General features: G+C 72.7%; 23 protein-coding genes. 13 read left to right on the top strand and 10 right to left on the bottom strand.

The window, feature by feature from the left end; genetic code table 11:
• Position 1 precedes the first annotated feature (1 nt).
• Both QSK36_RS26485 and QSK36_RS26480 read left to right on the top strand, forming a co-directional pair.
• Complete coding sequence (locus tag QSK36_RS26485) at positions 2 to 3,163, top strand: ATP-dependent helicase (RefSeq protein ID WP_285784258.1); 3,162 nt, start codon at positions 2 to 4, stop codon at positions 3,161 to 3,163.
• Positions 3,157 to 6,414: an ATP-dependent helicase gene (locus QSK36_RS26480; protein ID WP_285784257.1), complete on the top strand. Its 3,258-nt coding sequence runs from the start codon at positions 3,157 to 3,159 to the stop codon at positions 6,412 to 6,414. The genes QSK36_RS26485 and QSK36_RS26480 overlap by 7 nt, the downstream gene beginning before the upstream one ends.
• Here QSK36_RS26480 and QSK36_RS26475 read toward each other — a convergent pair.
• Positions 6,389 to 7,126 carry a Uma2 family endonuclease gene (locus QSK36_RS26475; RefSeq protein WP_285784256.1) on the bottom strand — a complete coding sequence of 246 codons (738 nt, stop codon included), beginning with the start codon at positions 7,124 to 7,126 and terminating at the stop codon, positions 6,389 to 6,391. The genes QSK36_RS26480 and QSK36_RS26475 overlap by 26 nt on opposite strands.
• A gap of 450 nt (positions 7,127 to 7,576) precedes the next feature.
• On the opposite strand from QSK36_RS26475, the gene QSK36_RS26470 reads away from it, so the two are divergent.
• The gene (locus QSK36_RS26470) at positions 7,577 to 8,299 is read left to right on the top strand and encodes a hypothetical protein (RefSeq protein WP_183542389.1); all 723 of its coding nucleotides are present in this window, start codon (positions 7,577 to 7,579) and stop codon (positions 8,297 to 8,299) included.
• A gap of 26 nt (positions 8,300 to 8,325) precedes the next feature.
• Here QSK36_RS26470 and QSK36_RS26465 read toward each other — a convergent pair whose 3' ends face one another.
• Positions 8,326 to 9,021 (bottom strand): TetR/AcrR family transcriptional regulator, encoded by a 696-nt coding sequence (locus QSK36_RS26465; protein WP_183542387.1) that lies wholly within the window; start codon positions 9,019 to 9,021, stop codon positions 8,326 to 8,328.
• 48 nt (positions 9,022 to 9,069) lie between these two features.
• On the opposite strand from QSK36_RS26465, the gene QSK36_RS26460 reads away from it, so the two are divergent.
• A complete protein-coding gene (locus QSK36_RS26460) occupies positions 9,070 to 9,969 on the top strand; it encodes an ABC transporter ATP-binding protein (RefSeq protein WP_285784255.1) in 900 nt (299 codons plus the stop codon).
• Complete coding sequence (locus QSK36_RS26455) at positions 9,956 to 10,717, top strand: ABC transporter permease (protein WP_285784254.1); 762 nt, start codon at positions 9,956 to 9,958, stop codon at positions 10,715 to 10,717. The genes QSK36_RS26460 and QSK36_RS26455 overlap by 14 nt, the downstream gene beginning before the upstream one ends.
• On the opposite strand, the gene QSK36_RS26450 is transcribed toward QSK36_RS26455, so the two are convergent.
• The 4 genes from QSK36_RS26450 to QSK36_RS26435 are packed head-to-tail and all read right to left on the bottom strand — an operon-like array spanning position 10,714 to position 16,237.
• Complete coding sequence (locus QSK36_RS26450) at positions 10,714 to 11,817, bottom strand: type III PLP-dependent enzyme domain-containing protein (protein WP_285784253.1); 1,104 nt, start codon at positions 11,815 to 11,817, stop codon at positions 10,714 to 10,716. The genes QSK36_RS26455 and QSK36_RS26450 overlap by 4 nt on opposite strands.
• Positions 11,814 to 13,466, bottom strand: coding sequence for an IucA/IucC family protein (locus QSK36_RS26445; RefSeq protein WP_285784252.1), 1,653 nt, complete (start codon positions 13,464 to 13,466; stop codon positions 11,814 to 11,816). The genes QSK36_RS26450 and QSK36_RS26445 overlap by 4 nt, the downstream gene beginning before the upstream one ends.
• Before the next feature lie 3 nt (positions 13,467 to 13,469).
• Positions 13,470 to 15,089 carry an IucA/IucC family protein gene (locus tag QSK36_RS26440; RefSeq protein WP_285784251.1) on the bottom strand — a complete coding sequence of 540 codons (1,620 nt, stop codon included), beginning with the start codon at positions 15,087 to 15,089 and terminating at the stop codon, positions 13,470 to 13,472.
• Positions 15,074 to 16,237, bottom strand: coding sequence for an ATP-grasp domain-containing protein (locus QSK36_RS26435; protein WP_285784250.1), 1,164 nt, complete (start codon positions 16,235 to 16,237; stop codon positions 15,074 to 15,076). The genes QSK36_RS26440 and QSK36_RS26435 overlap by 16 nt, the downstream gene beginning before the upstream one ends.
• 129 nt (positions 16,238 to 16,366) lie before the next feature.
• On the opposite strand from QSK36_RS26435, the gene nudC reads away from it, so the two are divergent.
• The gene (gene nudC, locus QSK36_RS26430; protein WP_406540654.1) at positions 16,367 to 17,281 is read left to right on the top strand and encodes an NAD(+) diphosphatase; all 915 of its coding nucleotides are present in this window, start codon (positions 16,367 to 16,369) and stop codon (positions 17,279 to 17,281) included.
• 1 nt (position 17,282) lies between these two features.
• Here the strand turns inward: nudC and QSK36_RS26425 are convergent, their stop codons facing one another.
• Positions 17,283 to 17,522: a mycoredoxin gene (locus QSK36_RS26425; RefSeq protein ID WP_139579251.1), complete on the bottom strand. Its 240-nt coding sequence runs from the start codon at positions 17,520 to 17,522 to the stop codon at positions 17,283 to 17,285.
• A gap of 76 nt (positions 17,523 to 17,598) precedes the next feature.
• Complete coding sequence (locus tag QSK36_RS26420; RefSeq protein WP_285784249.1) at positions 17,599 to 18,582, bottom strand: alpha/beta hydrolase; 984 nt, start codon at positions 18,580 to 18,582, stop codon at positions 17,599 to 17,601.
• A 147-nt stretch (positions 18,583 to 18,729) separates the two neighbouring features.
• Between QSK36_RS26420 and QSK36_RS26415 the strand changes: the two genes are divergently transcribed.
• The 6 genes from QSK36_RS26415 to QSK36_RS26390 all read left to right on the top strand — a co-directional run bounded on the left by QSK36_RS26415 (position 18,730) and on the right by QSK36_RS26390 (position 23,338).
• Entirely contained in the window at positions 18,730 to 20,784 is a 2,055-nt protein-coding gene (locus QSK36_RS26415) for an ATP-dependent DNA helicase UvrD2 (protein ID WP_225898723.1), read from the top strand.
• A 24-nt stretch (positions 20,785 to 20,808) separates the two neighbouring features.
• A complete protein-coding gene (locus tag QSK36_RS26410) occupies positions 20,809 to 21,705 on the top strand; it encodes an acyl-CoA thioesterase (RefSeq protein ID WP_285784248.1) in 897 nt (298 codons plus the stop codon).
• 121 nt (positions 21,706 to 21,826) lie between these two features.
• A complete protein-coding gene (locus QSK36_RS26405) occupies positions 21,827 to 22,108 on the top strand; it encodes a hypothetical protein (protein ID WP_183542369.1) in 282 nt (93 codons plus the stop codon).
• Between the two features lie 121 nt (positions 22,109 to 22,229).
• Positions 22,230 to 22,493: a WhiB family transcriptional regulator gene (locus tag QSK36_RS26400; RefSeq protein WP_030507395.1), complete on the top strand. Its 264-nt coding sequence runs from the start codon at positions 22,230 to 22,232 to the stop codon at positions 22,491 to 22,493.
• A gap of 37 nt (positions 22,494 to 22,530) precedes the next feature.
• Positions 22,531 to 22,713 (top strand): hypothetical protein, encoded by a 183-nt coding sequence (locus tag QSK36_RS26395; RefSeq protein ID WP_139579248.1) that lies wholly within the window; start codon positions 22,531 to 22,533, stop codon positions 22,711 to 22,713.
• Positions 22,714 to 22,933: 220 nt separating this feature from the next.
• Positions 22,934 to 23,338 carry a hypothetical protein gene (locus QSK36_RS26390; RefSeq protein ID WP_285784247.1) on the top strand — a complete coding sequence of 135 codons (405 nt, stop codon included), beginning with the start codon at positions 22,934 to 22,936 and terminating at the stop codon, positions 23,336 to 23,338.
• A gap of 16 nt (positions 23,339 to 23,354) precedes the next feature.
• Here the strand turns inward: QSK36_RS26390 and QSK36_RS26385 are convergent, their stop codons facing one another.
• Entirely contained in the window at positions 23,355 to 24,707 is a 1,353-nt protein-coding gene (locus tag QSK36_RS26385) for an ABC1 kinase family protein (protein ID WP_502883336.1), read from the bottom strand.
• A gap of 190 nt (positions 24,708 to 24,897) precedes the next feature.
• The gene (locus tag QSK36_RS26380; protein ID WP_285784245.1) at positions 24,898 to 25,935 is read right to left on the bottom strand and encodes a nitrilase family protein; all 1,038 of its coding nucleotides are present in this window, start codon (positions 25,933 to 25,935) and stop codon (positions 24,898 to 24,900) included.
• Positions 25,936 to 26,028: 93 nt separating this feature from the next.
• Between QSK36_RS26380 and QSK36_RS26375 the strand changes: the two genes are divergently transcribed.
• The gene (locus QSK36_RS26375; RefSeq protein ID WP_285784244.1) at positions 26,029 to 26,910 is read left to right on the top strand and encodes a LysR family transcriptional regulator; all 882 of its coding nucleotides are present in this window, start codon (positions 26,029 to 26,031) and stop codon (positions 26,908 to 26,910) included.
• Positions 26,911 to 26,919: the final 9 nt, after the last annotated feature.

Raw genomic sequence — 26,919 nt, 5'->3', positions numbered from 1 at the left:
CGTGCTGGACGAACATCAGCGCGCCGTCGTCGAGCACGAGAGCGGGCCCCTGCTCGTGCTCGCCGGGCCGGGCACCGGCAAGACCACCACGATCGTGGAGACCGTCGTCGACCGGGTCGAGCGCCGCGGCGTGGACCCCGAGCGTGTGCTCGTCCTCACCTTCAGCCGCAAGGCGGCCGGTGAACTGCGCGAGCGGATCACCGCCCGGATGCGCAGGACCACCAGGACCCCGCTGGCCCTCACCTTCCACAGCTACGCGTACGCGCTGCTGCGCCGTGAGGCGGTGCTGGCCGGTGAGCCGCCGCCGCGCCTGCTCACCGGTCCCGAGCAGTTGCTGGAGATCCGGCGGCTGCTGCACGGCGAGCTGGAGGACGGCGCGCGGCACTGGCCTCCGGACATGCGCGAGCTGCTCAAGACCCGGGGGTTCGCCGAGGAGCTGCGCGACTTCCTGTCCCGTGCGGCCGAGCGCGGCCTGTACGGCGACGCGCTGGTGCAGCTGGGCCGTGAGCACGGCAGGCCCGACTGGGAGGCCGCCGGGCTGTTCTCCTACCGCTACCAGGACCGCTTCGACCTCGACCCGGTGCCCGCGCTGGACTACTCGGAGCTGATCCGCGAGGCGGCCGGCCTGCTGGCCGACGGCGAGGTGCGGCGGCGCGAGCGGGACGCGTACGACCTGGTGCTCGTCGACGAATACCAGGACACCGACCCGGCGCAGGAGTTCCTGCTCAGGCAGCTCGCGGGAGACGGCCGCGACCTGATCGCCGTGGGCGACCCCGACCAGTCCATCTACGGCTTCCGCGGCGCCGACGTGCAGGGCATCCTGCGGTTCCCCGAGCGGTTCCCGACCCGGGGCGGGCGGGACGCCCCGGTGGTCGCGCTGCGGGTGTGCCGCCGCAGCGGCCCGGCCCTGCTCGAGACCTCCCGGCGCGTCGCCTACCGCCTTCCCGCCGTACCGGGTCACGAGACCAGGACGGGCGGCCACCGTGACCTGATCCCGGTCGCGGACGCCGATCCGGGCGAGGTGAAGGTCCTGCTGGCCGACAGCGCCAGCCAGGAGGCCGCGGTGGTGGCCGACACGCTGCGCCGGGCGCACCTGCTCGACGGGGTGCCCTGGTCGCGCATGGCGGTGCTGGTGCGCAGCGCCGTACGGCACGTGCCGCTGCTGCGGCGGGCGCTGGTCACCGCGGGGGTGCCCGTCGTGGTCGCGGGCGACGAGCTCCCGCTGGTGCAGGAGCCCGGCGTCCGGCCGCTGATCACGCTGCTGCGGATCGCCGCCGCGCCGGGCACGCTCGACGTGGCGACCGCCGAGGAGCTGCTGACCGGTCCGCTCGGCGGCACCGACATGATCGGCGTACGCCGGCTGCGCCGCGCTCTGCGGATCGCCGAGCACGAGGCGGTCGCCGCGGAGGCCGCCGCCGCGGAGGAGGCAGGCCGGCCGGCGCTGCCCTTCACCCCGCGCTCGTCGGACGAGCTGCTGGTCGCGGCGCTGCGCGACGCCCGGGAGCTGGGCGGCGTCGAGCCGCATGTCGCGGCGCCGGCGGAACGCCTCGCGCGGCTCGTCGCGACCGCCCGCGAGGCCGTACGGCACGGCCGGGGCGCCGAGGAGACGCTGTGGGAGATCTGGCAGGCCAGCGGGCTCGCGGAGCGCTGGACGGAGGCCAGCCTCGCGGGCGGGGCCCGGGGCGCCCAGGCCGACCGCGACCTCGACGCCGTCGTCGCCCTGTTCGACCACGTGGCCCGCTTCACCGACCGGCTGCCCAAGGCCGGGGTCGCGGTGTTCCTCGACGACCTGACCTCCCAGGAGATCGCCGGCGATTCGCTGGCCGAGTCCGCCCCCGAGGGCGACGCCGTACGGATCCTGACCGCGCACCGGTCCAAGGGCCTGGAATGGGACGTGGTGGTGGTCGCCGGCGTCCAGGAGGGCCTGTGGCCCGACCTGCGCCTGCGCGGCTCGCTCCTCGGCACCGAGGCGCTGATGGAGTTCGCCGGCGGCTCGGCGCTGGACACCACGCAGACCGCGACGGCCGCGCTGGCGTCCAAGCTGCTCGCCGAGGAGCGGCGGCTGTTCTACGTCGCGGCCACCCGCGCCCGCAGGAAGCTCGTCGTCACCGCCGTCGGCGGCGAGGACACCGACGAACGGCCCTCCCGGTTCCTCACGGAGCTGCTGCCCGGCGGCGTGGAGGCGGCGACCGTGGACGACCGGGCCCGGTGGCTCAGCATGTCCGCGCTGGTCGCGGACCTGCGCGCGGCCGTGTGCGACACGAGCAAGTCCGAGGCGCTGCGCCGCGAGGCCGCCGCGCACCTCGCCAGGCTGGCCCAGGCCGGGGTGCCCGGCGCCAATCCCGGCGAGTGGTACGCGCTGACCCCGATCTCCGACGACCGGCCGCTCGGCTGGCCCGACGACGTCGTCCAGATCTCGCCGTCGTCGGTGGAGAGCTTCACCAAGTGCGGGCTGCGCTGGATGCTGGAGACCGCGGTCGGGGCCGGATCGTCGAACGTCACCCAGAGCCTCGGCACGGTCGTCCACGCGATCGCCGCGATGTCCACCGAGGACGGCACCGACTACGTCAAGCGGCTCGACGACATCTGGGACCAGTTCGACTTCGGCGGGCTGTGGTTCAACCGCAAGCAGCGCCGCGTCGCCGAGCAGATGGTCGACAGGTTCGTCCGGTGGCAGAAGGACAGACCACGTGACCTGGTCGCGGTGGAGGAGGCGTTCACCGTACGGGTGCCGGGCCACGACATCCAGATCACCGGCCGGGTGGACCGGGTCGAGCGGGACGAGGCCGGCCGGGCCGTGATCATCGACATCAAGACCGGCAGCGGCAGGCCCAAGGACACCGAGATCGACCGGCATCCGCAGCTCGGGGTGTACCAGCTCGCCACGACGCTCGGGGCGTTCGAGCGGCACGGCCTCATCCAGCCGGGCGGCGCGTCCCTGCTGCACCTGGGCAAGGCGGCGGGCCAGTCGGCCGACGCCAGGGAGCAGGCGCAGCGGGCGCTCGCCGACGACTCCGAGCCCGACTGGGCGGAGAACCTGGTCAAGACGGTGGCGACCGGCATGTCCGCCAACGTGTTCGTCGCCACGGTCAACGACGGCTGCCGCACCTGTGCCGCTAAAATCGCCTGCCCTGTGAACGACAACGGAGGACAGGTGTGCTGACGCCCGGTGAGCTGGCCGGCCGGCTCGGGATCCTCCCGCCCACCCCCGAGCAGGCGGCCGTCATCGAGGCGCCCCTGGAGCCGATGGTGGTGGTCGCGGGGGCCGGGTCCGGCAAGAGCGAGACCATGGCCGGGCGGGTGGTCTGGATGGTCGCCAACGGTCTGGCCAGGCCCGAGCAGATCCTCGGCCTCACCTTCACCCGCAAGGCCGCCGCCGAGCTGGCCGAGCGGGTGCGCCAGCGGCTGGCCGGGCTGGCGGCGGCCGGGCTGGTCGAGCCGGAGCTGCTCGACTCCGAGCCGACGGTCTCCACCTACCATGCGTACGCCGCGCGGCTGGTGACCGACCACGCGCTGCGGGAGGGGCTGGAGCCCACCATGCGGCTCGTCACACCCGCCGTCGCCTGGCAGATGGCGGCCCGGGTGGTCGGCCAGTACGACGGGCCGATGGACCGGGTGGACCTGTCCCCGCCCAGCGTCACCGCCGCCGTGCTCGAACTGGCCGGGGAGCTGGCCGAGCACCTGCGCGCACCGGCGGACGTCCGCGAGGTCGGCGACTGGTTGCGCGAGCGCCTGGCCTCGCTCACCGGGCGCATCGTCAAGGACCAGCGCAAGCCGGTGGAGACCCAGGCCATCCGTGAGCAACTGCTGCCGATGGTCGAGGCGTACGAACGGCTCAAGCGCGGCCGGGAGGTCATCGACTACGGCGACCAGATGGCGCTGGCCGCGCGGATCGCCTCGCGGCATCCGGAGGTCGGCGCGTCCGAGCGGTCCCGGTTCTCGGTCGTGCTGCTCGACGAGTACCAGGACACCAGCCACGCCCAGCTCGTGCTGCTGCGTTCGCTGTACGGCGGGGGCCACCCGGTCACGGCGGTCGGCGACCCCTGTCAGTCGATCTACGGCTGGCGCGGCGCGTCGGCGGGCAACCTGTCCCGGTTCCCCAGGGACTTCCCGGCGGCGTCCGGAGACCCCGCGGAGGTGCGGCGGCTGTCGGTCAGCTTCCGCAACGGCGAGCACGTGCTCGGCGTCGCGGCCCGGATCCAGGTGCCCCTGCGCCGGGAGGCCCGTGAGGTGCCGGTGCTGGTGCCGGGTGGCAACCGGGCGGGCCGGGGGCGGGTGCTGTGCGCCTTCCACGAGACGGCCGAGGACGAGGCGGAGTGGATCGCCGAGGGCCTGGCCGGGATGCTGCACGGCGAGGGCGCCCCGGACGGCCTGCCGTGGGGCGAGGGCGAGCGGGTCAAGCGCGGCCCCGCCCTGCAGCCGCAGGACGTCGCGATCCTCGCCCGCAAGCGGTCGCAGTTCCCGGCCCTGCGCCGGGCCCTGGAGGCCCGGGGGATCCCCGTGGAGGTCGTGGGCCTCGGCGGGCTGCTCACCGTGCCCGAGGTGGCCGACATCGTGGCGACCCTGCGCGCCCTGTACGACCCGACCGCAGGGGACGCGCTGGTCCGGCTGCTCGCCGGGCCGCGCCGGCGGATCGGCCCGGCCGACCTGAAGGTGCTCGGTGACCTGGCCCGCGAGCTCAACAAGGAGATCAGGGCGGCCAGGGGAGGGCCGCGCCCGGAGGACCCGCTCGACCAGGTCGTCGCCGACCTCGCCGAGGAACGCGGCAGCCTGATCGACGCGCTCGACGAGCTGCCCGACCGGCCCGACTGGCTGGAGAGGTTCTCCCCGCTCGCGCGGATGCGGCTGCCCGCCGCCGCCCGCGAGCTGCGCCAGTTGCGCGCCCACGCCGGGCAGCCGCTGCCCGACCTGATCAGCGAGATCGAACGCCGGCTCGGGCTCGACGTCGAGGTCGCCGCCAGGGGAGGCAGCCCGCTGGCCGCCCGTGCCGACCTCGACGCCTTCCTCGACGCCGCCTCCCGGTTCGCCGGAGACTCGGAGGACCCGACGCTCGGCGCGTTCCTGGCGTACCTGAAGGCGGCGGAGAGCGAGGAGTTCGGGCTGGAGGCCGGGCGGGTCGGCGACAGCAACACCGTCAAGCTGATGACCGTCCACGCGTCCAAGGGACTGGAGTGGCCGGTCGTGGTGGTGCCGGGCCTGTCGCAGCTCACCTCCCAGAAGGGCGGGCTGATCAAGGGCAGCATGTTCCCCGCGACCCCGGTCACCAACTCCCGGTGGACGGAGAACCCGCGCAAGCTGCCGTACCCGCTGCGGGGGGACAGTGCGGACCTGCCCGAGCTGGCCGGGCTGGACCGGGAGGCGCTGGGCGCCTTCGACGAGCGCTGCCGCGACCGCGACCTGATGGAGGAGCGGCGGCTGGCGTACGTCGCCGTCACGAGGGCGCACTACCTGCTGATCGCCTCCGGCTACCGCTGGGGCACCTCGTCCCGGCCGCTGGAGCCGTCGGACTTCCTGCGCGAGATCCGCGAGGCGGGCGCCCGGGCCGTCCGCTGGGCCGAGGATCCGGAGAGTGCGGACAATCCGCTGCTCGCCGAGCCGCCGGTGGCCGAGTGGCCGTCCGTCACGGTGCGCGACGCGATCCTCGACGGCGCCCGCCTCGTCGAGGAGGCGATGATGGGCGACGCCCCACCCGCGGCGGCCGACGGTCACGTGCTCCTCAGGGACCGGGACCGGGAGCGGATGCGGGCCTGGGCACGCGACACCGACCTGCTGCTGCGCGAGCGGGAGACGAACCGCCAGCGGGCCGGGGCGGTGGTGGAGCTGCCGTCGCGGCTGTCGGTGTCGTCACTGGTCACGCTGGCCCAGGATCCGGCGGCGTTCGCCCGGCAGGTGCGCAGGCCGGTGCCGCGCAGGCCCGCCCCGCTGGCGCGCAGGGGCACCACCTTCCACCGGTGGCTGGAGTCGCGCTGGGGCCAGCAGCGTCTGATCGACGACCTGGAGCTGCCGGGCGCCGCCGACGAGATGTCGGAGACCGACGTCCAGCTCGCCGAGCTGCAGGAGCGGTTCGAGGAGAGCGAGTGGGCCGCGCGCGAGCCGGTCGACCTGGAGATCCCGTTCGAGACGATGATCGGCGACCGCCTGCTGCGCGGGCGGATGGACGCGGTCTTCCGGGAGGGCGACGGCTACGTGGTGATCGACTGGAAGACCGGTGAACGGCCGCAGGGCAGGGCCGCCGAGACCGCGTCGGTGCAGCTCGCCGCCTACCGGGTGGCCTGGGCCGCGCTGGCCGGGGTGCCGCTGGAGAAGGTCGGGGCGGCCTTCCACTACGTCCGCTCGAACGAGACCGTCCGCCCCGTCGACCTCCTCGACGCGGACGGCCTCACCGCGTTCATTCAGCGGGTTCCTCAGGACTGACCCCCGGCTCGTCCTGGTCGAAGAGTGCGCTCGTCTCAATCTTGATCCCGAAGGGCCACGGTAGCTCCAGGACCTCGCCCTCCTCCGCCGTGACGATCTGCCGGTACGCCTGCCGGTGGTAGTCGAGGGGCTCCAGATCGGGGAGAGGATCGCTCATCAGCGTCACTCTGCGGGGAGACGCCAGGGGGTCCACGATCAGGTAGAGCGGTACGCCCGCCCGCGCGTAGTCGAGCGGCTTCTCCTGCCAGTCGACCTTGTACGTCCCAGGCGAGCACACCTCAACCACGAGCAGGAGACCGCGCCCGTGCGCACGCATTTCGTCGAACGCTTCGGCCTGCTCCGGCAGGACCATGAGGTCCGGCAGTCGAAGGTCGGGCTGGGGTGGAATATGAACTCCCCAGTTGTAGAAGAAGCGCCAGCGGTTGGGCAGCTTGAGGGGATACAGCAGGTTGGAGAGCTGGTCAAGAATGACTGCGTGCTGCATGTTCGCCGCAGGACTCACGACGACCTGCCCGTTGTGGATCTCCGCCCGGTAACCGGCCTCGTTGAGCGCCAGGCACAAGCGCAGCAGCTGGTCCTCGAGACTTTCGGGCTTGCCGGCCTCTGGGGGCTCGTGCTCGTCCGAGACGAGATCGTCGGGGACGGGGGCGTTCTGCTTCTGTGGGACCGGCTGGTCGTGCCTGCCGCGCTTGGTCGGCTTCGTGAGGGCCATGTCGCCATCCTCTCCTGCTCCTCCATTGATGGTACGGAAAGTTGCTGGAACGCCACGGAAAGTAGCAGGGGGGTGATGGCAGGGAGATTCTTCGAAAGGGGCGATGAGGTGAAGGAAAGCCCTACCGGGGAGAGGAAAACCGGCTCTGCGAATCGGTCATGGGTGACGTACCTGTCGCAAATTTCTTGCGACGGGATCCGGATTTTCTGCGAGAGCGATTATTTTTGATGACCGACGCGCCGGTTCATGATCGGCTATGAATGGCCTATGTCGGTTGTGCGGATGGCGATGGCGGCGGCCTGCGTCGCGGCAGTGACCGGGTGTTCGGTGCTGGCAGCGGTGAATCCCCCGGAACCGCCGGATCTCACGCTCCCTCTCGACGCCTACAGTCTCGGTGCGAAGGATCGCGCCCAGGTGATACGAGCCCGGTTCATGCTGATGGAGGAATGCATGCGCCATGTGGGGCTCGATTTCCGGTTCCCCGCCGTCGAACCGGTGACCGACCTGCGCAATGTCGATCTCCTCGGGTGGCTCGATCCCCGGCAGGCCAGCAAATCCGGATATCTGGAGAAGGGGCGAAACCCGGACGAGATGACCGGCATTCCGTCGTACTCCGCCACCGACGATGAGTTCTATGTGCTGTACGGGAAGGTCCGGCGGTTCCACGGGCGGACGGTGCCGCCCGGAGGCTGCATGGCCAAGGCGGACGCCCTGCTGAACCGGGGAGCGCGGGGCGTGGCCCCGGCCGATGCCGGCAAGAGGTTCGACGACGACGAGGTCCCGCGCTACGTCGACAGCGCGGCCGAGCTCGCCTACAAGGACCCGCGGATCGCGGCGGCCGAGCGCGAGTGGAGCGACTGCATGCGGTCGGAGGGCTTCGACTACCGGAGCACCGCCCAGGCCTCCGGTGACCCGCGCTGGGCGGCGACCGTCAACGACGACCTGAGCCCCAAGCCGCGCGGCACGCAGGCCGAGATCGACACCGCGGTCGCGGACGCGCGATGCCGGGCCGAGACCGGCTACTTCGCCGTACGCCGCACGGTCCACGTGGAGACCCAGAACCGGGTCATCGGCCGGAACCGCGCCCGGCTCGACGTCGTCAGGTCGCTCCACCAGGCCCGCCTCGCCAACTCCGCCAAGGTCCTCGACGGCACGCTGACGCTGTCCTGGTGACCACCGCGGGGCGGCCGGGCCGTCCCTCAGGCGGAGCTCTGCGGCGTGGACGACCCGCTCTCGCCGTCCGTCCGCGGGCGCGCGGCCGCTTCGATCAGCCGCAGGACGTCGTCCAGGTCGGCCTCGAACTCGGTGGTGAGGTCGGCGGGCAGGTGGAGCCAGGGCTTGAGCCTGGCGTGAGCGGGAAGCTCGCCTTCCGGAAGCCGGCCGCGGCGCCCGCGCGGATCGAGGCTGCCACCCGCGAAGCGGCCTGAGACCTCGGAGGCGGCGAAGCCGATCACGAAGGTGCTGACCAGGCGCTCCAGCCGGGGCACTTCGCGATCCGGCACCCCGGCCTCGATGAGCGCGGTGAAAATCACGTCCACCGCGCGTACGGCGTCCGGCGTGACGGCGGGCCGGGAGAACAGCAGGGGTGCCGCCCAGGGGTGCCGCCGGACCATTGCCCGGAAGCCGCGCGCGAGGGCGGCGAGCCGTTCGTCCCACCGCTGAGCCCCCTGCTGATCCCCCTGCCGGTCCTTGCCGTCGTCCGGCGGCAGGAGTGCCGAGAGCAGGTGTCCGGCCATGGCGTCGAGCAGTTCGGCCTTGCCGCCGACATGCCGATACAGCGCCATCGGCGTCACCCCGACGCGCTCGGCTACCGCACGCATCGAGACCCCGTCGAGCCCGCGCTCGTCGGCGATGGCCAGCGCCGCGTCCAGAATCTCTTCCCGTCTGCCGCCCACGGGTATACAGTGTAGACGTATACGCTGTATACCCTCCGGGGAGATCGGATGCTCGCCGCAGAGAACTTGGTGAAGCGCTACGGCCCGCGCCGTGTGCTCGACGGCTTCGACCTCACGGTCGCGCCCGGCGAGATCACCGGCCTGATCGGCCACAACGGCGCGGGCAAGACCACCTTCGTCGAGGTCGTCACCGGCCTGGTACGCCCCGACGCCGGGCGCCTACGCGTCGCCGGGCATGACGCGCTCCGCGCGGGCCGTGGCGTGCGACGTCTGCTCGGCGTGGCTCCCCAGGAGCTCGCCCTGTACAACCGCGTCAGCGTACGGGAGAACCTGCGGCTGTTCGCGGGACTCGCAGGGCTGAGCGGGCGGCGTCGGACCGCGGAGATCGTTCGCGTCCTGGACGAGCTTCACCTCGCCCCGCTCGCGGACCGGCCCGTCGGCGTCCTGTCCGGCGGTCAGCGCCGCCGTGTCCAGGCGGCCACGGCCATGGTGGGCTCACCGCCGTTGCTCCTGCTGGACGAGCCGACCGCGGGCGCCGACCCGGAGACGCGCGCGGCCCTGCTGACGGCGGTCAGGGCCCGCGCCGAGGCGGGGGCCGCCGTCCTCTACACGACCCACTACCTGCCGGAACTCGTCGATCTCGACGCCACGGTGGCGCTCGCCCGTGCCGGGCGCGTCATCGCGCGCGGCACCCAGCAGGAGCTCACCCGAGGTCTGCCGGGCGAGCTCAGGGTCACCTTCGACGACCCGGCCGAGCCCGAACTGCGCCTGCCGACCGCGGACCCCGCCGCCGACCTCGCCGCGCTTCTCGCGTCGGGCCGTACGCCCGCCTCCGTCGACGTGCGTCGCCCCAGCCTGGACGACCTCTACCGCTCGCTGGAAGCCGCGGTCGCCGGGCAGGACAGTGTCGCCGGGCAGGACATGGAGGCGCGCGATGCAGCCGAGTGATTCCGTGCGCCGCATCGGCGTCCTGATACGCCACAACCTGCTGCTGATGCTGGGCGAGCCCGGCCCGCTCCTGAGCCGGATGATTCTGCCGCTCGTCTTCCTCACCCTGCTGCGCCCGCTGTATGCGGCCGCGCAGGGCGGGGCGGCGGGTACGGAGCAGGCGGTCGTGGGCACGCTGGTGACCTTCTCGCTGCTCGCGCTCAGCATCTCGGGCAGCGCGATCCTCACCGAAAGGCTCGGCCGCACCTGGGACCGCCTGCGCGGCACGGCGCTCCGCCCCGCGGAGATCCTCGTGGGCAAGGCCGTGCCCGTCTTCGGCGCTCTGCTCGCCCAGCAACTGCTCGTTGTCGGCTTCGGCGTGTACGTCCTGGACCTGCGTGTTCCCCAGCCACCGCTCCTGCTGGGCATCCTGCTCTGCTGGAGTTGCACCCTGCTCGCCCTCGGCGCCCTGCTCGGCGTGCTCGTACGCGGCATGGGCGAGTTGTCGGCCGCGTACGACATCGGTGGCATGCTGCTCAGCAGCCTCGGCGGCGCGCTCGTCCCGCTCGGCGAACTGCCGCACTGGGTCGCGGTCGTGGCCCCGGCCTCTCCCGGCTACTGGGCCGTGAACGGGCTGCGCGCCGCCCTCGCCGGCGAAGCGCGAACCGTGGCGGAGGTCTGCGGCGTTCTCCTCGCCGTCGCGCTGGCCTGCGGCACCCTGGCCGTGGGACGCCTGAGGGGACGCAGCGGACGGCTGGTGGCGCTCTAGCCGGCCGGCGGCAGGTAGTGGAAGGCGGGCTTCGGGTGCATGAGGAAGTCGTGGTGGGAGATGTTCCAGGCGTACGCCCCTGCCATGGCGAAGGCCACGACGTCGCCGACGGCGAGTGCGGCGGTCACCCGGCGGGCGAAGACGTCCTTGGGCGTGCAGAGCCGCCCCACCAGGGTCACCGGCCCGTCCTCGCCCTTCTCGCTCCTCGCGAGGACGGCGAACGGCTGGTCGTGTCCCTTCGTCACCGGCGTCCGCAGGTGGTGGGTGCCGCCGGAGAGCACGGCGAAGCGCTCCCCGTGGACGCGCTTCACGTCGAGCACCGTCGTGAGATACCAGCCGCAGTAGGCCGTCAGGGCGCGTCCCGGCTCCACGCGCAGCGTCTCGCCCGGCCGGGCCAGCGCCCGCAGGCCCGCGCCGTACGCCGCCCAGTCGAACCGCTCCTCCGGGCGGGTGTAGGAGACGGCCATGCCGCCGCCCAGGTTGAACTCGCGCAGACCGAGGCTCCTGCCGTACGCCAGGACGGCCTCGGCGAGCGTGAGCAGGTCAGGGGCGGCCAGGCCGCTCGCGAGGTGGGCGTGGACGCCGCGCAGCCGCACCGGCGAGGACCCGAGCAGGGCCAGACACTCGGCGACCCCGCCGGGGTCCATGCCGAACGGCGTGGCGCCGCCGCCCATCGCGAGGGCCGCGCCGCTGACGTTCACGTCGAGGTTGACCCGCAGCAGCACGTTCGCGGGTTCGCGCATACGCCGCAACTCGGCCGGGCTCTCGACGTGCCAGCGGTACGCCGAGGGGGCGAGGGCCAGCTCCGCGCCGGTCTTCCCCGGCCCGCCGAAGCTCAGCGGGACCTCCGGCAGCACCGCCCTGGCATGTGCGAACTCGCCTCCGGAGGAGACCTCGAAGCCGTCCACGTGCGGCGCGAGCGCCCGCAGCACCGCCGGGTCGGGATTGGCCTTGACGGCGTAGCAGATCTCCGTCCCCGCCAGGGCGGTCCGCACGTCGGCGGCGTGGCGGGCGAGCCCGGCCAGGTCGTAGACGTAGGCGGGGACGTCGTCAAGCGACCCGGCGACCTTCCGCACACCCGCCGGGATCTCGATGCTCATCGGCGCTCTCCTTCCGCCTCGCAGAACGGGCTCGGAACGGGCACATATCCGGCGGCCCGGTCGGCCGCCCTCGCCCAGCGCACGCCCAGGTTGGCCTTGGCCGGCAGCGGTGTCCCGGCCAGCAGCCGCGTCAGCGGAGCGACCGAATCGGTGGTGTGGTCCGCGACATAACGCTCCAGGGACTCCCGGGCGACCGCCCACAACGCGCTCAGGACGTCGTCGGCCGTGCCGGCCACCGTCGCGGCCACCTCCGCCAGGTGGTTGACGAACAGGCAGTAGGCGACCCGGTTCCAGCCCCGCGCGGCGTCGAACGACAGGGGACCCGCCACCTCGCCCGGCACGCCGGTCAGGTCGTGGCGGCCGGAGACCAGCTTGGTGCCCTCCAGGTCGCGGAAGACCGCCTCGACCGGCCACCCGGCGGCGTCGAATCCGACGAGCACGTTCTGCACGTGCGCTTCGAGCACGACCCCGTGCTCGAAGAAGGCGTCGAGCACCGGGAACGCCACGCGCTCGACGTACGCCTCCCACCACCCGACCGGGTCGGCCGCCCGGCGGGCCAGGACGGCCTCGGGAACCCCGTCCGCGCCGGCGGCCAGGGCGCCGGCGAGGACCGGCGTGGTCCCCGGCCCGCACACCGCCCACGGGCCGCTACGGACGATCACCCCGAGCCCTTCGAGCAGCCGGGTGCCGAGGGCGGCCGAGCGGTAGCCGGGCTCGGGCAGCCACCGCGTGCCGGGGAGACTCCGGGCCAGCCGTTCGAAGACGGGGGTGAGCCGCCGGGTCAGCTCGACCGCGCCGGACAGCTCATACCACGCGTTCTTGCGCACGCAGTTGGTGATCCGCACGTCCAGGCTGAACTTCAGGCACATGCCGGTGCCGGGGTCGTACACGGTCCTGACCGACGACGTGGGCACGATCGCGCGGGGGCCGGTCCCGAGGTCGACCAGCCGACCGTCCGCGAGCGGCCCGCGCAGCTCGGCGGCCAGCAGGTCGAGCTGCCAGGGATGGGCGGGCAGCGGGACGTATCCCGCCGGCGCGTCCCCGAACGCGTCGAGCGCCGTCGTGTCGCCCTCCTGGGCCACCAGGTCGGCGCGCACCCCGAGCAGGCGCGGCGCGAACCGCGCGTGCGTCTCCGGCGCGTAGTCCAGCCAGCCGTCGCCCGAGCGCGCCTTGGGGGCGGGGTGGAACGGGTGCCCGGCCACGAGGGCCTGCTCGGAGGCGAGCCACGGATCGGCGGGCGGGACGGCCCGCGCGCGGGCGGCCAGGATCGCCGCGACCGCCTCCCGCCCGGCCCGCACCTGGGCGGCGAACTCCTCGTTGCCGCCATCCAGCTCCCGTTCCACCAGGGCGACGAACGAGGGCAGGTCGAGGGGCCGCCAGCGCCCCTCCACCAGATGCTCGGGCGGGCCGTCGAAGCGCAGCGCGATGCCGCCGCTGACGCGGACGCGCACCGGCGTCCCGGCCACGCGGAGCGTCAGGTGAGGCCCGGCGGCGTGCACGTGCCCACGGGGGCCGCCGACCTCGCGCAGCCAGCAGCGCAGCAGCGCTCCGAGCGCCGCCTCCTCTGCCGGGGCCGCGTGCGGGTCACGGGTGTGCGGGCCCAGGGCGTGTGAGTCCAGGGCGTGCGAATCAAGGAGCAGGCGGTCCATGGCTCAGGCACCCCTCAGGTAGTTGGGGCCGGTCGTGCCGTAGAACTTGTTGACGTCCCTGGCCCCGGTGCGGTCCTTGGCCACGAGCGTCCCGGCGACGACCATCGACTTGCCGGTGAGACGGGCGGCCTCCAGCGTGCGGGCCCGCAGCAGCCGGGCCATCGGGTCGTCCCCGTACGGCTCCAGCGCGGCCGTCAGAGCCCGTCCGACGAGCGTGGCGGCGGAGCCGGGCAGCGCGCCGTGGGCCACGGCCATGGCGGCCAGGTGCAGGGTGATCGTCACGAAGACGTCGGCGAGCGCGTAGGGGTCGTCGGTCAGCATGCGCTCGTCGCCGAAGCCGGGCGCCTCGATCCCCGCCGCGTGCAGCCGCCGGGGCGAGGCCAGCAGCCCGTCGTTGTCCTTGACCAGCAGCCGCACGGGTCCGTCGCCGAACACCAGCGCGAGATTCTGCTGGTGGGCCTCCAACGCGACGCCGTACCGGACGAACAGCGTGACGTTCCACGCGAGCAGCGCCGTGAGGTAGTCGCGCAGCAACGCCTCCGCGTCGCCGCCGTGGTGGCGCTCGGCCACCTCGTGCAGGACGAGCCGCCCGCCGGAGTCGCCGAGCGGCGCGAGCAGGGCGGCGACCGGCACGATCTCCCCTTCGGGCAGGTCGCGGACGAGCCAGCCCAGGTATTCGTGCTCCGCGTGCCCGTAGGTCTGCTCGCCCGCGAGGCAGACGCGCAGGCCGGGCTCACGGGCCAGGATCTCTCGCAGCAGCGACTCGGCCAGCGCTCCGTCCCGCAAGGTGCCCGGTTTGATCGACCGGCGGTTGCGCAGGCCCAGCGTGCTCGCCGGGAGCGGCACCTTGAGATGGACGCGCTCGGAGACCTCCACCGTCCGGGTCGACAGGGTCGGCCGCACGGTCACATACGGCTGCGGACCCGCGACCAGCCCGGGAAGCCCGGCCACCAGCGGCTCCGTCAGCGGATGGACGGGAAGGAGCACGTGCGTGCGGGCCAGGCCGGGCGGCAGCCCTACGTCGCCGGGCGCGGGCCACCACCCCGGGAGATCCGGCCGGGAGAGCGTCACCCGCTCGCGCGGCGCCGCCGTCCACCTCATGCGGAACTCGGGGGCGAACTCCGGGGCGTAGGCCGCCAGGTCGGCGGGGGAGACCCCGAGACGGCACCTGGCCGTCGGATAGAGCGGATGGTCCACCGCGGCCGCCAGCGACTCGTAGCGGATGAGGCCGTGACGCCTCCGCAGCCGCCGCGCCACCTCGCCGCGCATCCGGTGGTGGGCCTCCAGGGCCGCGAGCGTCTCGTGGCACTCCCGCTCGAAGGCGGCGACCCCCTCGGCGTCTGCGGGGTGGGCGACGGCCTCCAGCGTCTCCAGCACCTCCGCCAGGCGCAGGCGCTCGTACGGGGCCGTGGCGAAGTCCTGGAACGGGTCGCCCGCGGCGAGCCCGACCCGTCGTCCCGAGGCGAGGACGATCGCCACCCCGTCCTTGTCGTGGGTGACCCTGGCGGAGATCCCGGCATAGTCCTCCCGCAGCAGGGCGTTCAGCACCCGCGCGGCCAGGTAGTGCTCTCCGCCCGTCGCCCCCCGGTGGTCGCGCGCCGCCGGGATCATGCGAGCACCCAAGGGTGCTCCTTCCTGAAGGTGTCGATCGCGGCGTCGACGCCGGCGGCGTCCGGGCCGACGGCGCGGAGCAGGCCGAGGTAGTCGCGGTTCGTGCCCGTCACCTCGACATGATCGCCGATCTGGCGCAGTGCCCGGTGCCACAGCCGCACGCCGTCGCCCGTACGAGGCACGGAGATGTCCGGCGGCGCGGCGGTCACCGTGCCGGAGCGCTCGGCCACGAGGCTCACCACGGATCCGTACGCCGCGCGAAGGCCGTCCAGGTCGAACGAGGACACCGGCTCGCCCGCGTGGACGCGCAGGATCCACTGGTGCAGGGGCACACCGAGCAGGTCCGCCAGCAGGAAGTCGCAGTTGTCGCCGATCAGCCGATAGTTGATCTCGATGACGCGGGGACCGTCCGGGGTGACGGCATACTCGGTGTGGCACACCCCGAAGCCGACCCCCGCCGCGTCGAGCGCCGCGCCCAGGTGGGCCAGGTGGCCGGCGTCGGGGGGCCGCCAGTCCAGGCGCTCCTCCACGAAGTGCGGCAGCGGGCCGAGCGTGGTGGCGAACCCGCCGACGACTTCCCGGGTGGTGCCGTCGCCGAGCGTCTCCAGCGTGCGGACCGGCCCGTCGAGGAACTCCTCCGCGACCAGGACCTCCTCCGGCCGCCGCTCCCTGATCGCCGTCACGGCGGCGGCCAGCGCGTCCGGGCCCTCCACCAGCACCACGTCCTCGCTGGCCACGCCCAGCGCGGGCTTGACCACGACCGGGTACGGCAGGCCCTCCGGCACCCCTCCGCCGGGCGGCAGCCGTACGGACCTGACGGGTTCGACGGCGGCGAGGGCGCGGCGGGTGAGCGCCTTGTTCTTGGCGGTCACGCAGGCCCGCCAGTCCTTGCCCGGCAGGCCGAAATATCCGGCGGCGAGCGCGGTGGCGGCCTGGAGGTGGTCGGAGTTGGAGAAGATCACATCGGGCCGGTGGTGGGCGGCCACCGCGTCGATCACCGCCCGGGGGTCGCGGACGTCCGCCGCCACGACGTCGTACCCCGGATACCGATCAGGCTGGTCGGTGAGTATCGTCACGTCCCAGCCCAGCGCGGCCGCGGCGGGGAGGAACCCGCCGGTCACCGAGTCGGTCGGGTTGAGCGTGGTGAGGTACAGCCGCACCGGCCCTCCATAGGTAAGGCTAACCTAAGCGACTGCATCTTAGCCGGGGACGTCGACCTTTTGGCCGGGGAACGGGCATGGGCAGGAAGATTGCCGGAGCGGCGGCAGTGGAAGGATGACGGCGTGGAAATCGCGGACGGACTGCTCGGCCCCCTGCTCCTGGCGAGGAGCGCCATCGACAGATCGGCGGCGCTGCGCGGCGACGAGGAATGGCTGCGGCGCGCGTGGGAGGCGGAGAAGACGAGGGTTTTCCTCATCCACGACGGCCGCACGCTGGTGCGCCGCTTCACCGACGGCGCGGCCCTGGTGCTCACCTCGCCGGCCGAGGCGCCGGAGGGCACGCGTTACCTGCTGGGCGTGGACGAGGACGGCGTGCCCTACTTCGCGGTCAACGCCCCGCTGCCCGAGCCCCTCGGAAGCACCGGGGACGCGGTGGGCCTGCGGGAGGCCGCGGTGCTGCTGGACGACCGCGACGCCGGGCTCCTCGTCTACGCGGTGGCCCTGGAGGCGTGGCACGCGAGTCACGAGTACTGCCCGAGGTGCGGCGGCCTCACGGACGTCACCGCGTCGGGCCACATGCGGGTGTGCCCGCGCGACGGCAGCCAGCACTTCCCGCGCGTCGACCCCGCGGTGATCATGCTGGTGCACGACGACGAGGGCCGCATCCTGCTCGCGCGCGGCCCGCAGTGGCCCCGGGGCCGGATGTCGGTGCTCGCCGGGTTCGTCGAGCCGGGGGAGTCGCTGGAGCACGCGGTGGTCCGCGAGGTCCTGGAAGAGGTGGGCGTCGCCGTCACCGCGCCGCGGTATCTCGGCAGTCAACCCTGGCCGTTCCCGCGCAGTTTGATGCTCGGCTTCTTCGCCCGCGCCGTCACCACCGACCTGCGTCCCGACCTGGAGGAGATCGCCGAGGCCCGCTGGCTGTCCCGGGAGGAGCTGGAGGCCCAGGTGCGTTCGGGTGACCTGGTGCTGCCCGGCCAGGTCTCGATCGCCCGGCGGCTGATCGAGACCTGGTACGGAGCGCCGATCCCCGACACCGACTGGTGAATCAGCAGGCGCCTTCGAGGTGCCGCTTCACCTCGGCGACCGAGGGGTTGGTCATGGTGTGACAGTCCGCGACCACGGTGGGGACGACCTGGTTGCCGTTGTTCACGCTCGCGACGAAGTCGGCGGCGTCCGGGTGGCGCTCGATGTCGACCTCGCTGAAGACGATGCCCTCCCGGGTGAGCTGGCCCTTCAGCCGCTTGCAGGGGCCGCACCAGCTTGTGGTGTAAACCGTCAGCGCCATCTGTCGTCCCTTCCGTGCGCATCACTGTTGCCGAGAGCAGTCATGGCAACATCGCGAGCGCGCCACGTGTTCCCGGCTACCCGGCGACGCGCCCCAGCCGGGCGATGATCCAGGCCTGGACGGTCTCGGCGACCCCCGGCTCCCGGTACAGCGGGGCGCTGTGCTGGGTGCCGGCCATCGTCTTGACGGTCATCCGGACCCCGACGCTCGCCAGCGACTCCTCGAGCATCTCGCTCTGGTAGGGCGGGACGAACTCCTCGGAGGAGTGGAAGGCGAGCATCGGCGGGTCGCCTGCCGAGGCGTGGAAGGGCACCTCCATGCTCGACCAGACGCGCGGGCACTGGGCGGGCGTGCAGCCGCCGGCCAGCTTGATGGCCGCCTTGCGCAGTTTCTGCTGCTCCTTGCTGCCGAACGCGCTGCCGTCCGTGAACGCCGACAGCGGCGAGACGGGCGGGGAGATCCCGACGACGCCGCGCAGCCCCGGCCGGCCGTCGCCGTACGCGCCGACGGCGGCGGCGAGGTGGCCGCCGGCGGAGAACCCGATCAGGACGTAGCGGTCGGGGTCGGTGTTGAAGAACGCCGCGTGCCTGCGCACGGCGTTGACGGCGGTCAGCACGTCGGTGCGCTGCGCCGGCCAGGCCGCGTCGCCCGACAGCCGGTAGTCGAGGTTGACGACCGTGTAGCCGAGCTGGGAGTAGCTGCGGCTGATCGACGTCATGTACTTCTTGTCGCCCCCTGACCACCAGCCGCCGTGGATGACGAAGACGGCGGGGCGCCGCGGTCCGACGGTGTGCCACCACACGTCCATGGCCTGGCGCGCGTGCGAGCCGTACGCGTAGGTGCGGATCCGCACGTCGGACGGCGTGAGGGCCGGCGAGGGCGAGGCCGAGGGGGACGGCGAGGGCGACGGGCTCGCGGAGGGCGAGGCCGAGGGCGCGGCGGACGGTGTCGCGGACGGGGTCGGGGAAGCGGAGGGGTGGTGGACGGGAGCGCCCGCCGAGGTGGCCGCCTGGGCGTCCGGCGGGGCGAGCATGAGGGCGGCGAGGGCGGCGGCGCCCATGCCTAAAGCAGTTCGGACCGCGGTGGCCACGGCGTCTTCCTCCCCGATGTCGCGTCGTGCGCCGACCGGTCCCCGGGACATGCTCGGTCGGCTGCTGGAAGGATGATGCCAGTAACAACGTCCGCAACGCATGTTGGGAGCCGTTCCTTGGACGTCCTCGACGGTCTGGATCCCGAGCAGCGCGAGGTCGCCCAGGCGGTGCGCGGACCGGTGTGCGTGCTCGCCGGGGCGGGGACCGGCAAGACCCGCGCCATCACGCACCGCATCGCGTACGCCGTGCAGACCGGGGTGGTCGAGCCGCAGGGTGTGCTCGCCGTGACCTTCACGACCCGCGCGGCGGCCGAGCTGAAGCAGCGGCTGCGCGGTCTCGGGGCGCCCGGCGTGCAGGCCCGCACGTTCCACGCGGCGGCCCTGCGTCAGCTCAGCTACTTCTGGCCGCGAGTGATCGGCGGCGATCCGCCGCAGGTGGTCGAGTCGAAGCTGCCGCTGCTCGTGGAGGCGGCCAGGCGCCTGCGCAGGAACCCCGACCGCGGTGAGCTGCGCGACGTCGCGAGCGAGATCGAGTGGGCGAAGGTCACCCAGATCGGCCCGGAGGACTACCCGGCCGCCGCGGCCAAGGCCCGCCGCACCCCGCCGATCGCGCCCGAGGAGGTGGCGCGGCTGTACGAGGGGTACGAGAGCCTGCGCCGCCAGCGCAACCTGATCGACTTCGAGACGATCCTGGAGCTCACGGCGGCCGTGATGACCGAGCACCGGGAGGTCGCGGCGCAGATCCGCCAGCAGTACCGCTACTTCGTGGTCGACGAGTTCCAGGACGTCAACCCGCTGCAGAAGCTGCTGCTCGACACCTGGCTCGGCGGGCGCGACGACGTGTGCGTGGTGGGCGACCCCAACCAGACCATCTACTCGTTCACCGGCGCGACGCCCCACTACCTGACCAACTTCGCCGTCGAGCATCCCTCGGCGGCCGTGATCAGGCTGGTGCGCGACTACCGCTCGACCCCGCAGGTGGTCACGCTGGCCAACCGCGTCATGGCGCGCTCGCCCCACCGGCTGGAACTGGTCGCCCAGCGGCCTGACGGACCCGAGCCGGTCTTCACCGAGTACGACGACGAGCAGGCCGAGGCGCTCGGCGTCGCGCTCACGGTCAAGAAGCTGATGGCGGACGGCGTGCCCACCCGCGAGATCGCGGTGCTGTTCCGCGTCAACGCCCAGTCGGAGGCGTACGAGCAGGCGTTCACCGACGCCGGCGTGCCCTACCTGCTGCGCGGGGCGGAGCGGTTCTTCGAGCGCCCCGAGGTGCGCCAGGCCGTGGTGCTGCTGCGCGGCGCGGCCCGGTCGTCGGCCGACGAGCCGCTCGCGCCCGCCGTGCACGCGATCCTCTCGGGCATCGGGCTGACCGCCGAGCCGCCCGGAGGCGGCAAGGCCAGAGAGAAGTGGGAGTCGCTCAAGGCGCTCGCCGATCTGGCCGAGGACATGGCGACCGAGGGCGCCGACCTGCCGAGGTTCGTCGGCGAGCTGGAGCGCAGGGCGATGGAGCAGCACGCGCCGCCGGTCGAGGGCGTGACGCTCGCCTCCCTGCACGCCGCCAAGGGCCTGGAGTGGGACGCCGTCTTCCTCGTCGGCCTCACCGACGGCATGGTCCCGATCGTCTACGCGGAGACGCCGGACCAGATCGAGGAGGAGCGGCGGCTGCTGTACGTCGGGATCACCCGGGCCCGCGAGCACCTGCACATGTCGTGGGCGCTCGCCCGCTCGCCGGGAGGCCGCCGCGCCCGCAGGCCGTCGCGCTTCCTCGACGGGCTGTCCCCGCGTACGGCGAGCCCGGCCAGGGCCGAGCGGCCGGGAGGCGCGGGCGGGCGGGCGAAGCGGTCGGCGGCGCCGCTGCACTGCCGGATCTGCGGCAAGACGCTCTCGGCCGCGGCCGAGCAGAAGCTGGGCCGCTGCGCGACCTGCCCGGCGGACTACGACGAGGCCCTGCTCGAACGCCTCAAGGCGTGGCGCACGGCGGCGGCGAAGGAGGCCAAGGTGCCGGCGTACGTCGTCTTCACGGACGTCACCCTCCAGGCCATCGCCGAGCGGGTGCCCACCTCTGAGGAGGACCTGCTCGCGATCGCCGGAATCGGACGCGTCAAACTTGAGCGGTACGGCGACGCGGTCCTCGAGCTCTGCCGCGGCGCCGATAGTGTTACCGACGAGTAATACCCGCGTGCGCTGGAGGCCCCTGTGAACTCGGCCCTGAAGGAGCTGCTGGACCTGCTCGACCTCGAACCGATCGAGCTCGACATCTTCCGGGGGCGCAGCCCGGAGGAGCGCATCCAGCGGGTCTTCGGCGGCCAGGTGGCGGCGCAGGCGCTCGTGGCGGCCGGCCGTACGGTGCCGTCCGACCGGATGGTCCACTCGCTGCACGCCTACTTCATCCGGCCGGGGGACCCGGCCATCCCGATCGTCTACAACGTCGAGCGGGTGCGCGACGGGCGGTCGTTCACGACCCGGCGTATCACGGCCATCCAGCACGGCAAGGCGATCTTCTCGATGTCGGCGTCGTTCCACATCCAGGAGCCGGGCGTGAGCCACCAGGCCGCGCGCATGCCGCAGGTGCCGGACCCCGAGACCCTGCCGACCTTCCAGGAGCGGATGCTCGACGTCGTGGGCGACGAGCCGGGCTGGCGCGAGCTGCTGGCCAAGCCGCGCCCGGTGGACGCGCGGTATGTGAACGCGCTGACGTGGGAGGCGGCCCACGACCCCGCCCTGGTCACCCCGGAGAACAACGTCTGGTTCCGGTACGACGCCGACCTGCCCGACGACCCGCTGCTGCACGTCGTGCTCGCGGCCTACGCCAGCGACTTCACGCTGGTGGACACCGTGCTGCTGGCCCACGGCCTCGCCTGGGGGTCCTCGGCGGTGTCCGGCGCGTCCCTGGACCACGCGATGTGGTTCCACCGGCCCTTCCGGGCCGACGAATGGCTGCTGTACGCCCAGGAGTCGCCCTGGTCGGGGGAGGCGCGCGGGCTCGCCCGCGGGCAGATGTTCACCGCCGCGGGGGAACTCGCCGTATCCGTGGTTCAGGAATGCCTCATCCGGGTGTCGCCCGCGCTGCATCCCGATGTCACGAAGTCGTGAAAATCGCAGGTAGAAAATAGGTTGCCCACCCTGCCGCGGCGGTTTAGGGTCTTGGACAAGTCAGCCGGACGCTCAGGTCCGGCGAGATCGCACTGAAATGGAGGTGAGTCCAGTGAGGAACATGACGACGTCCCGCGCGCTGTGGCTCGCCTCCGCATGCCCGGCCGCCATTGTCGTGCCGACGAAACTGCGGCGTGGCGAGGCCGCTCCTGCCCAGGCTCTGGTCACCGGAGTCGCGGGCTCGGCCGCCTTCGGCGCGTTCGCCCGCCCGGCCACCCATGGCAACCCCGCCCAGCGCCCGGTTTATGTCAACCGGCCGATGAGCGATGAGCAGATCCGCGCCGCCGCTCGCGGCGGTGCGCAGGGTCCGCACTATGCCTGGAGAGGACCAGTCATACCCTGACCGGTCTCCACCTCCGGGCCGCGGATCCGCACTAGGATCCGCGGCCTTCTTGTTTGTCGGCCACGAATCCACACCCCAGAACGAGGACACCCAGACCAAACCATTCGAAGAGGTGACGCAGATGGCGGCCCCGGTCATGGACCTGATCGAAGCCGAAATCCCCTGTCGTACCGAGCCCGACCTGTGGTTCGCCGAGTCTCCCGAGGACGTGGAGTTCGCCAAGGCGCTCTGCGGCGGCTGCCCGATCCAGAAGGCCTGCCTGGCCCGCGCGCTGGAGCGCGAGGAGCCGTGGGGCGTCTGGGGCGGGGAGCTCATCCTGCGGGGGGTCGTCGTGCCCCGCAAGCGTCCCCGTGGGCGCCCGCGCAAGTCCCCTGTCGCCGCCTGACCAGCAACCACAGCAATTCCGGAAGGAACCGATCCAGATGAGCATCTCCCCGATCACCGCCCTGTATCTGCATCAAGAACTGGCGCATGAGCGAATACGAACCCTCCACCGCGAGGCGGCTGAGGAGCGGCTGGCCGGCCGGATCAGGAGCGTGCAGAGGGCACGCCGGCAGGCCGAGCGCGCGTCCCGGCGGCTGAGTTCCGCGCTGGCGCGCATGTGACGCGAGCCTGACGCGCTACCGACGGTGCGATCCGAAGGCCCGGGCCCGGTGAACGGCCCGGGCCTTCGGCCGTTCTCGTAAAGAAGAGATCACCGGACGCACAGAAGATCGCCTGTCGTGGGAGACGGCGAGGATCACGGGGTATGAGCCGGAGCGCCCCCGATGCCTGATGGTCACGGGCGGCAGGCGAAGCGATGCACGAGCGGTGGGTGGGACATCGATGGGCGACCGGACGTCAGGCGCGCTTGATCTCGTGGCGGGTGCGCGGAGGCTCGCCGTCGCCGCGCTCGTCATCGGACTGTGGGGTTCGGTCATGCCGGGGGCCGAGGCGGCGCCGATTCGCCACGGTCACGGCGACGGTCACGGCGACGGAGCGACCCAGGTCACCGGGGGCACCAACACCTCGAACTCGCCCACGATCAAGAGCCCGCCCAAGCAGATATCGGGGGGCCGGCGCAACGTGAACGCCCCCGCGGCCAACAGCGCCGTCACGTTCGCGGGCATTCAGCAGGTGTCGAGCGTCAGCGTCTTCACCAACACCCTCAACGGCAACTGCAAGAGAGGGATCAAGCGCTGCGTCATCAACCAGAATCTCCGGACGGTGGAGAGCAGGGGCGGCCGATAGCCCGGAGTCTGCCGGCTCAGGTCAGGGCGAGCGCGCTGTCCTCGGACTCGCCCGTCTCGTCGGCGAAGCCGGGGACCCAGCGCACCACCTCGTCGCGGAAGCGGGCGGTGGCGCCGAGCTGGCACAGCACGCCGACGCCGGCCGCGTGCACGCGGTGGATCAGCACGTACGACGCGGGCAGGTTGAGCTGGCGGACCACGTTGTTCGGCCGCAGGTCGGCCACGGTCGCCGCCTGCTCCCGCAGCCATTCCCTGCTGAAGGCGAACTCCTCGACCCGGGTCGGCTCGACGTACGGCGCGAGGAAGGCCCGCAGGGCGTCGACGTCGACCTCGATGTGCGGGCGGATGAACCCCTCCGCGCGCAGCCCGTGCACGACCGTGTCCATGTCGCCCTGGTTGAAGATGCGCGTGAGCCTGCCGAAGGCGACGGGGTAGCCGTCGGGCATGCGGTTGACCGCCCCGAAGTCCAGCACGCCGAGCCGCCCGTCCTCCGTCAGCCAGAAGTTGCCGGGGTGGGGGTCGGCGTGCAGCATCCCGACCCGGGCCGGAGAGCAGAACAGGAAGCGGACGAACAGCAGGCCGGCGTGGTTGCGCTCCTCCTGCGTGCCGTCGGCGATGATCCTGGAGAGCGGGGTGCCCGTCATCCACTCGGAGACGAGGATCTGCTCGTTGGCCGCGATCACGGCGGGCACGTGGAAGTCCGGGTCGTCGCGGAACTCCTCGGCGAACGCGTGCTGGGCCTCGGCCTCCTTGAGGTAGTCGAGCTCCTCGGCCACCCGCTCCTTCAGCTCGGCCAGCACCGGCTTGATGTCCAGTCCAGGCAGCAGCGCGCCGAAGAGCTTGCCCAGCCGCGCGAGCTGGTTGAAGTCGGAGATCAGAGCCTTGCCCGCCCCCGGATACTGGATCTTCACGGCGACCGGGCGGCCGTCGTGCCACACGGCGCGGTGCACCTGCCCGATCGACGCCGCGGCGCTCGGCCGGTCGTCGAACTCCAGGAAGTTCTCCCGCCAGTCGTCGCCAAGCTGCTCGGTCAGGACCCGGTGGACGGTGGCGGCCGGAAGCGGCGGCGCGGCGTCCTGCAGGCGGGTCAGCGTCGCCCGGTACGGCCCGGCGATCTCGGGCGGCAGCGCGGCCTCGAAGATCGACAGGGCCTGGCCGAGCTTCATGGCCCCGCCCTTGAGCTCACCGAGCACCTTGAAGATCTGGTCGGCCGTGCGCTGCTGGATCTCCCGGGCGACGATCTCCGCGGAGGCGCCACCGAGCCGCCTGCCCAGTCCGAGCGCGGTGCGGCCGGCGAACCCGAGGGGGAGTGTCGCGAGCTTTGCCGAGCGGGTCACGGCACGGTGGGGAAGGTCACTCACACGACCCATTGTCGGCGATGAAGGGTGCTATCGACCACAATTTCCGATCGTGTGGCCGCCGCGGCTCCGGCGGTCGCGAGCCTTTCGGGGAAATACGCCGTCTATGACATTGGTCACATCATCGCTGTCGTTACGGGAGTATCCGCCGGTGAAAGGATTGCTGGGCCGTACGGCGGCCGTGCCCGGCGCGCGAGCCTGGTCAGGCGGAACCGGGCCGGTCCGTACGTCCGGGAGTGCGCGTGACCGGCACGGGCTCCACGGCGAACCGGGCGGTTCGGGGGTCCCGCTCGTCCCCGAAGCGCCGGGTGAGAATGCCGTACAGCTCCGGCCGTCGTCCCTGCAGCCACCGACGGCCGGTCGACAGCGGCAGCGACTCGAGATCGAGATCGGCGACGACCATGTCGTCGGCGGCGGCCCAGGTCTCCGCGACGACCCTGCCGTACGGGTCGAGGATCATGGCGTTGCCTGTGCGGACCTCGTCGTCGTCCTGGCCGATCCCGTTGCTGAACAGGATGAACAGGCCGTTGTCGTGGGCGCGCGCGGGCAGCCACCGCATCAGCCACTCGCGTCCGTTCGGCCCGCGCAACTCGGCGTCGATCGCCTGGGGATCGCTGAGCCTGCGCCGCCACAGCTCCGCCGGGATCGGCCGCATGCCGTGGGGGCTGCGGGAGGCGGTGCCGCCGGTCTGGTGCGGCGCGAGCAGCACCGAGGCGCCCATCAGCGCGGTCGCCCGTACGTTCTCCACGAGGTTGTTGTCCCAGCAGACGAGGACGCCCGCGCGGAAGCCCCAGGGTGTGTCGAAGACGGTGTAGGAGTCACCGCTGCCGATGGCCTCGTGCTCGAACGCATGCAGCTTCCGGTGGCGGTGGACACGCCCGTCCGGGAGGCAGACCGCGTAGCTGTTGAACAGCCGGCCCTCCTCGTCGATCTCCAGGAAGCCCGCGCCCACCGCCATGCCGTGCTCGACCGCCAAGGCGCGCACGAAGCCGACCGATGGTCCTGTCAGTGGCTCGGCCAGCTCCCGCAGCCGCTCGGCGGTGTGCCGGCGCAGGTGCCAGTAGCCGAGCACGCACATCTCCGGAAAGGTGACGATCTTCACCCCGTCGGCCGCGGCTGAGCGGACGAAGTGCTCGATCCTGCTCAGGTTGTAGGCCTTGTCGTCGGGCCGGTGCTCGAACTGCACGCTTGCGCACCGCACCGCCTTCGTGGCCGCACCGTCCTCCATGACCTGTCTCATCTCGTCCTCCTGATCGCCTCGGGACCACCAGGACATCCCAGACCGCTTCGATGCGTCCAATGAATGTTCATCGCACTTCCATAGAATCCCGGAATGGATCTGGGCCTGCTCCGCGCGTTCGTCACACTCGCCGCGCACCGCAACTACGGCCGTGCGGCGCGGGATCTCTCGGTGACACAGCCCACCTTGACCAAGCAGATCCAGTCGCTGGAGGCGCGGGTCGGCGGCAGGCTGTTCCACCGGGGTCGGCACGGGGCCATGCTGACCGATCTCGGCGTCCTCCTGCTGCCGGACGCGCACGATCTGCTGCGCCGGGCCGACGCCCTGTCCGCCCGGATGGCCGGCATGGCCCACGGTGAGCTCGGGAGGCTGGCGGTCGGCTTCGGCCTGTCGAGCATCGACCTGGCCCCTCACGCGGTCGCGGCCTTCCGGCGCCGTTACTCCGAGGTGCGCGTGACCTTGGAGGACATGTCCTCGCAGGCCCAGGTCGAGCGCCTCGAAACGGGCGAGCTCGACGTCGGTTTCGTCCGGCTCCCCGTCGGCGACGGGTGGGAGCACCTGACAGTCGGCACCGACCGGCTCGCGATCGCCGCGACCGACCGGCACGGTCCTCCGCCTTCCACTGCCGCGGATCTCCCCGGGTGGGCCGCGACGCACGGCGTCGTACGGCTGGCCGCGGCCAGGGGGCCGGGGCTCGATCGGCAGGTCGACCGGCTCCGCACCGTCGTGGGCGCCCTCCCGGACGTGGTGCAGGAGGCGCACGACCTGCAGACCGTGCTGGCCCTGGTCGCGGCGGGAGTCGGTGTGGCGTTCGCGCCGGCCGGCGCCGCCCGTATCGCGCCGCCGACGGTGACGATCACTCCGATCGACCACCCGGTCGCGGTCTGGCGGATCGGCGTCGTCTGGAGCGGAGCGCGTCGCACCGCCGTGATCCACAACTTCCTGGAGGTGGTCCGGGACCTCCGCGCCGTCTGAGAGGCCGGT

The sequence above is a fragment of the Microbispora sp. NBRC 16548 genome (genome assembly GCF_030268985.1).
Classification (GTDB): Bacteria; Actinomycetota; Actinomycetes; order Streptosporangiales; family Streptosporangiaceae; genus Microbispora; species Microbispora catharanthi.
This window is presented reverse-complemented; position numbering and strand designations above follow the sequence as displayed.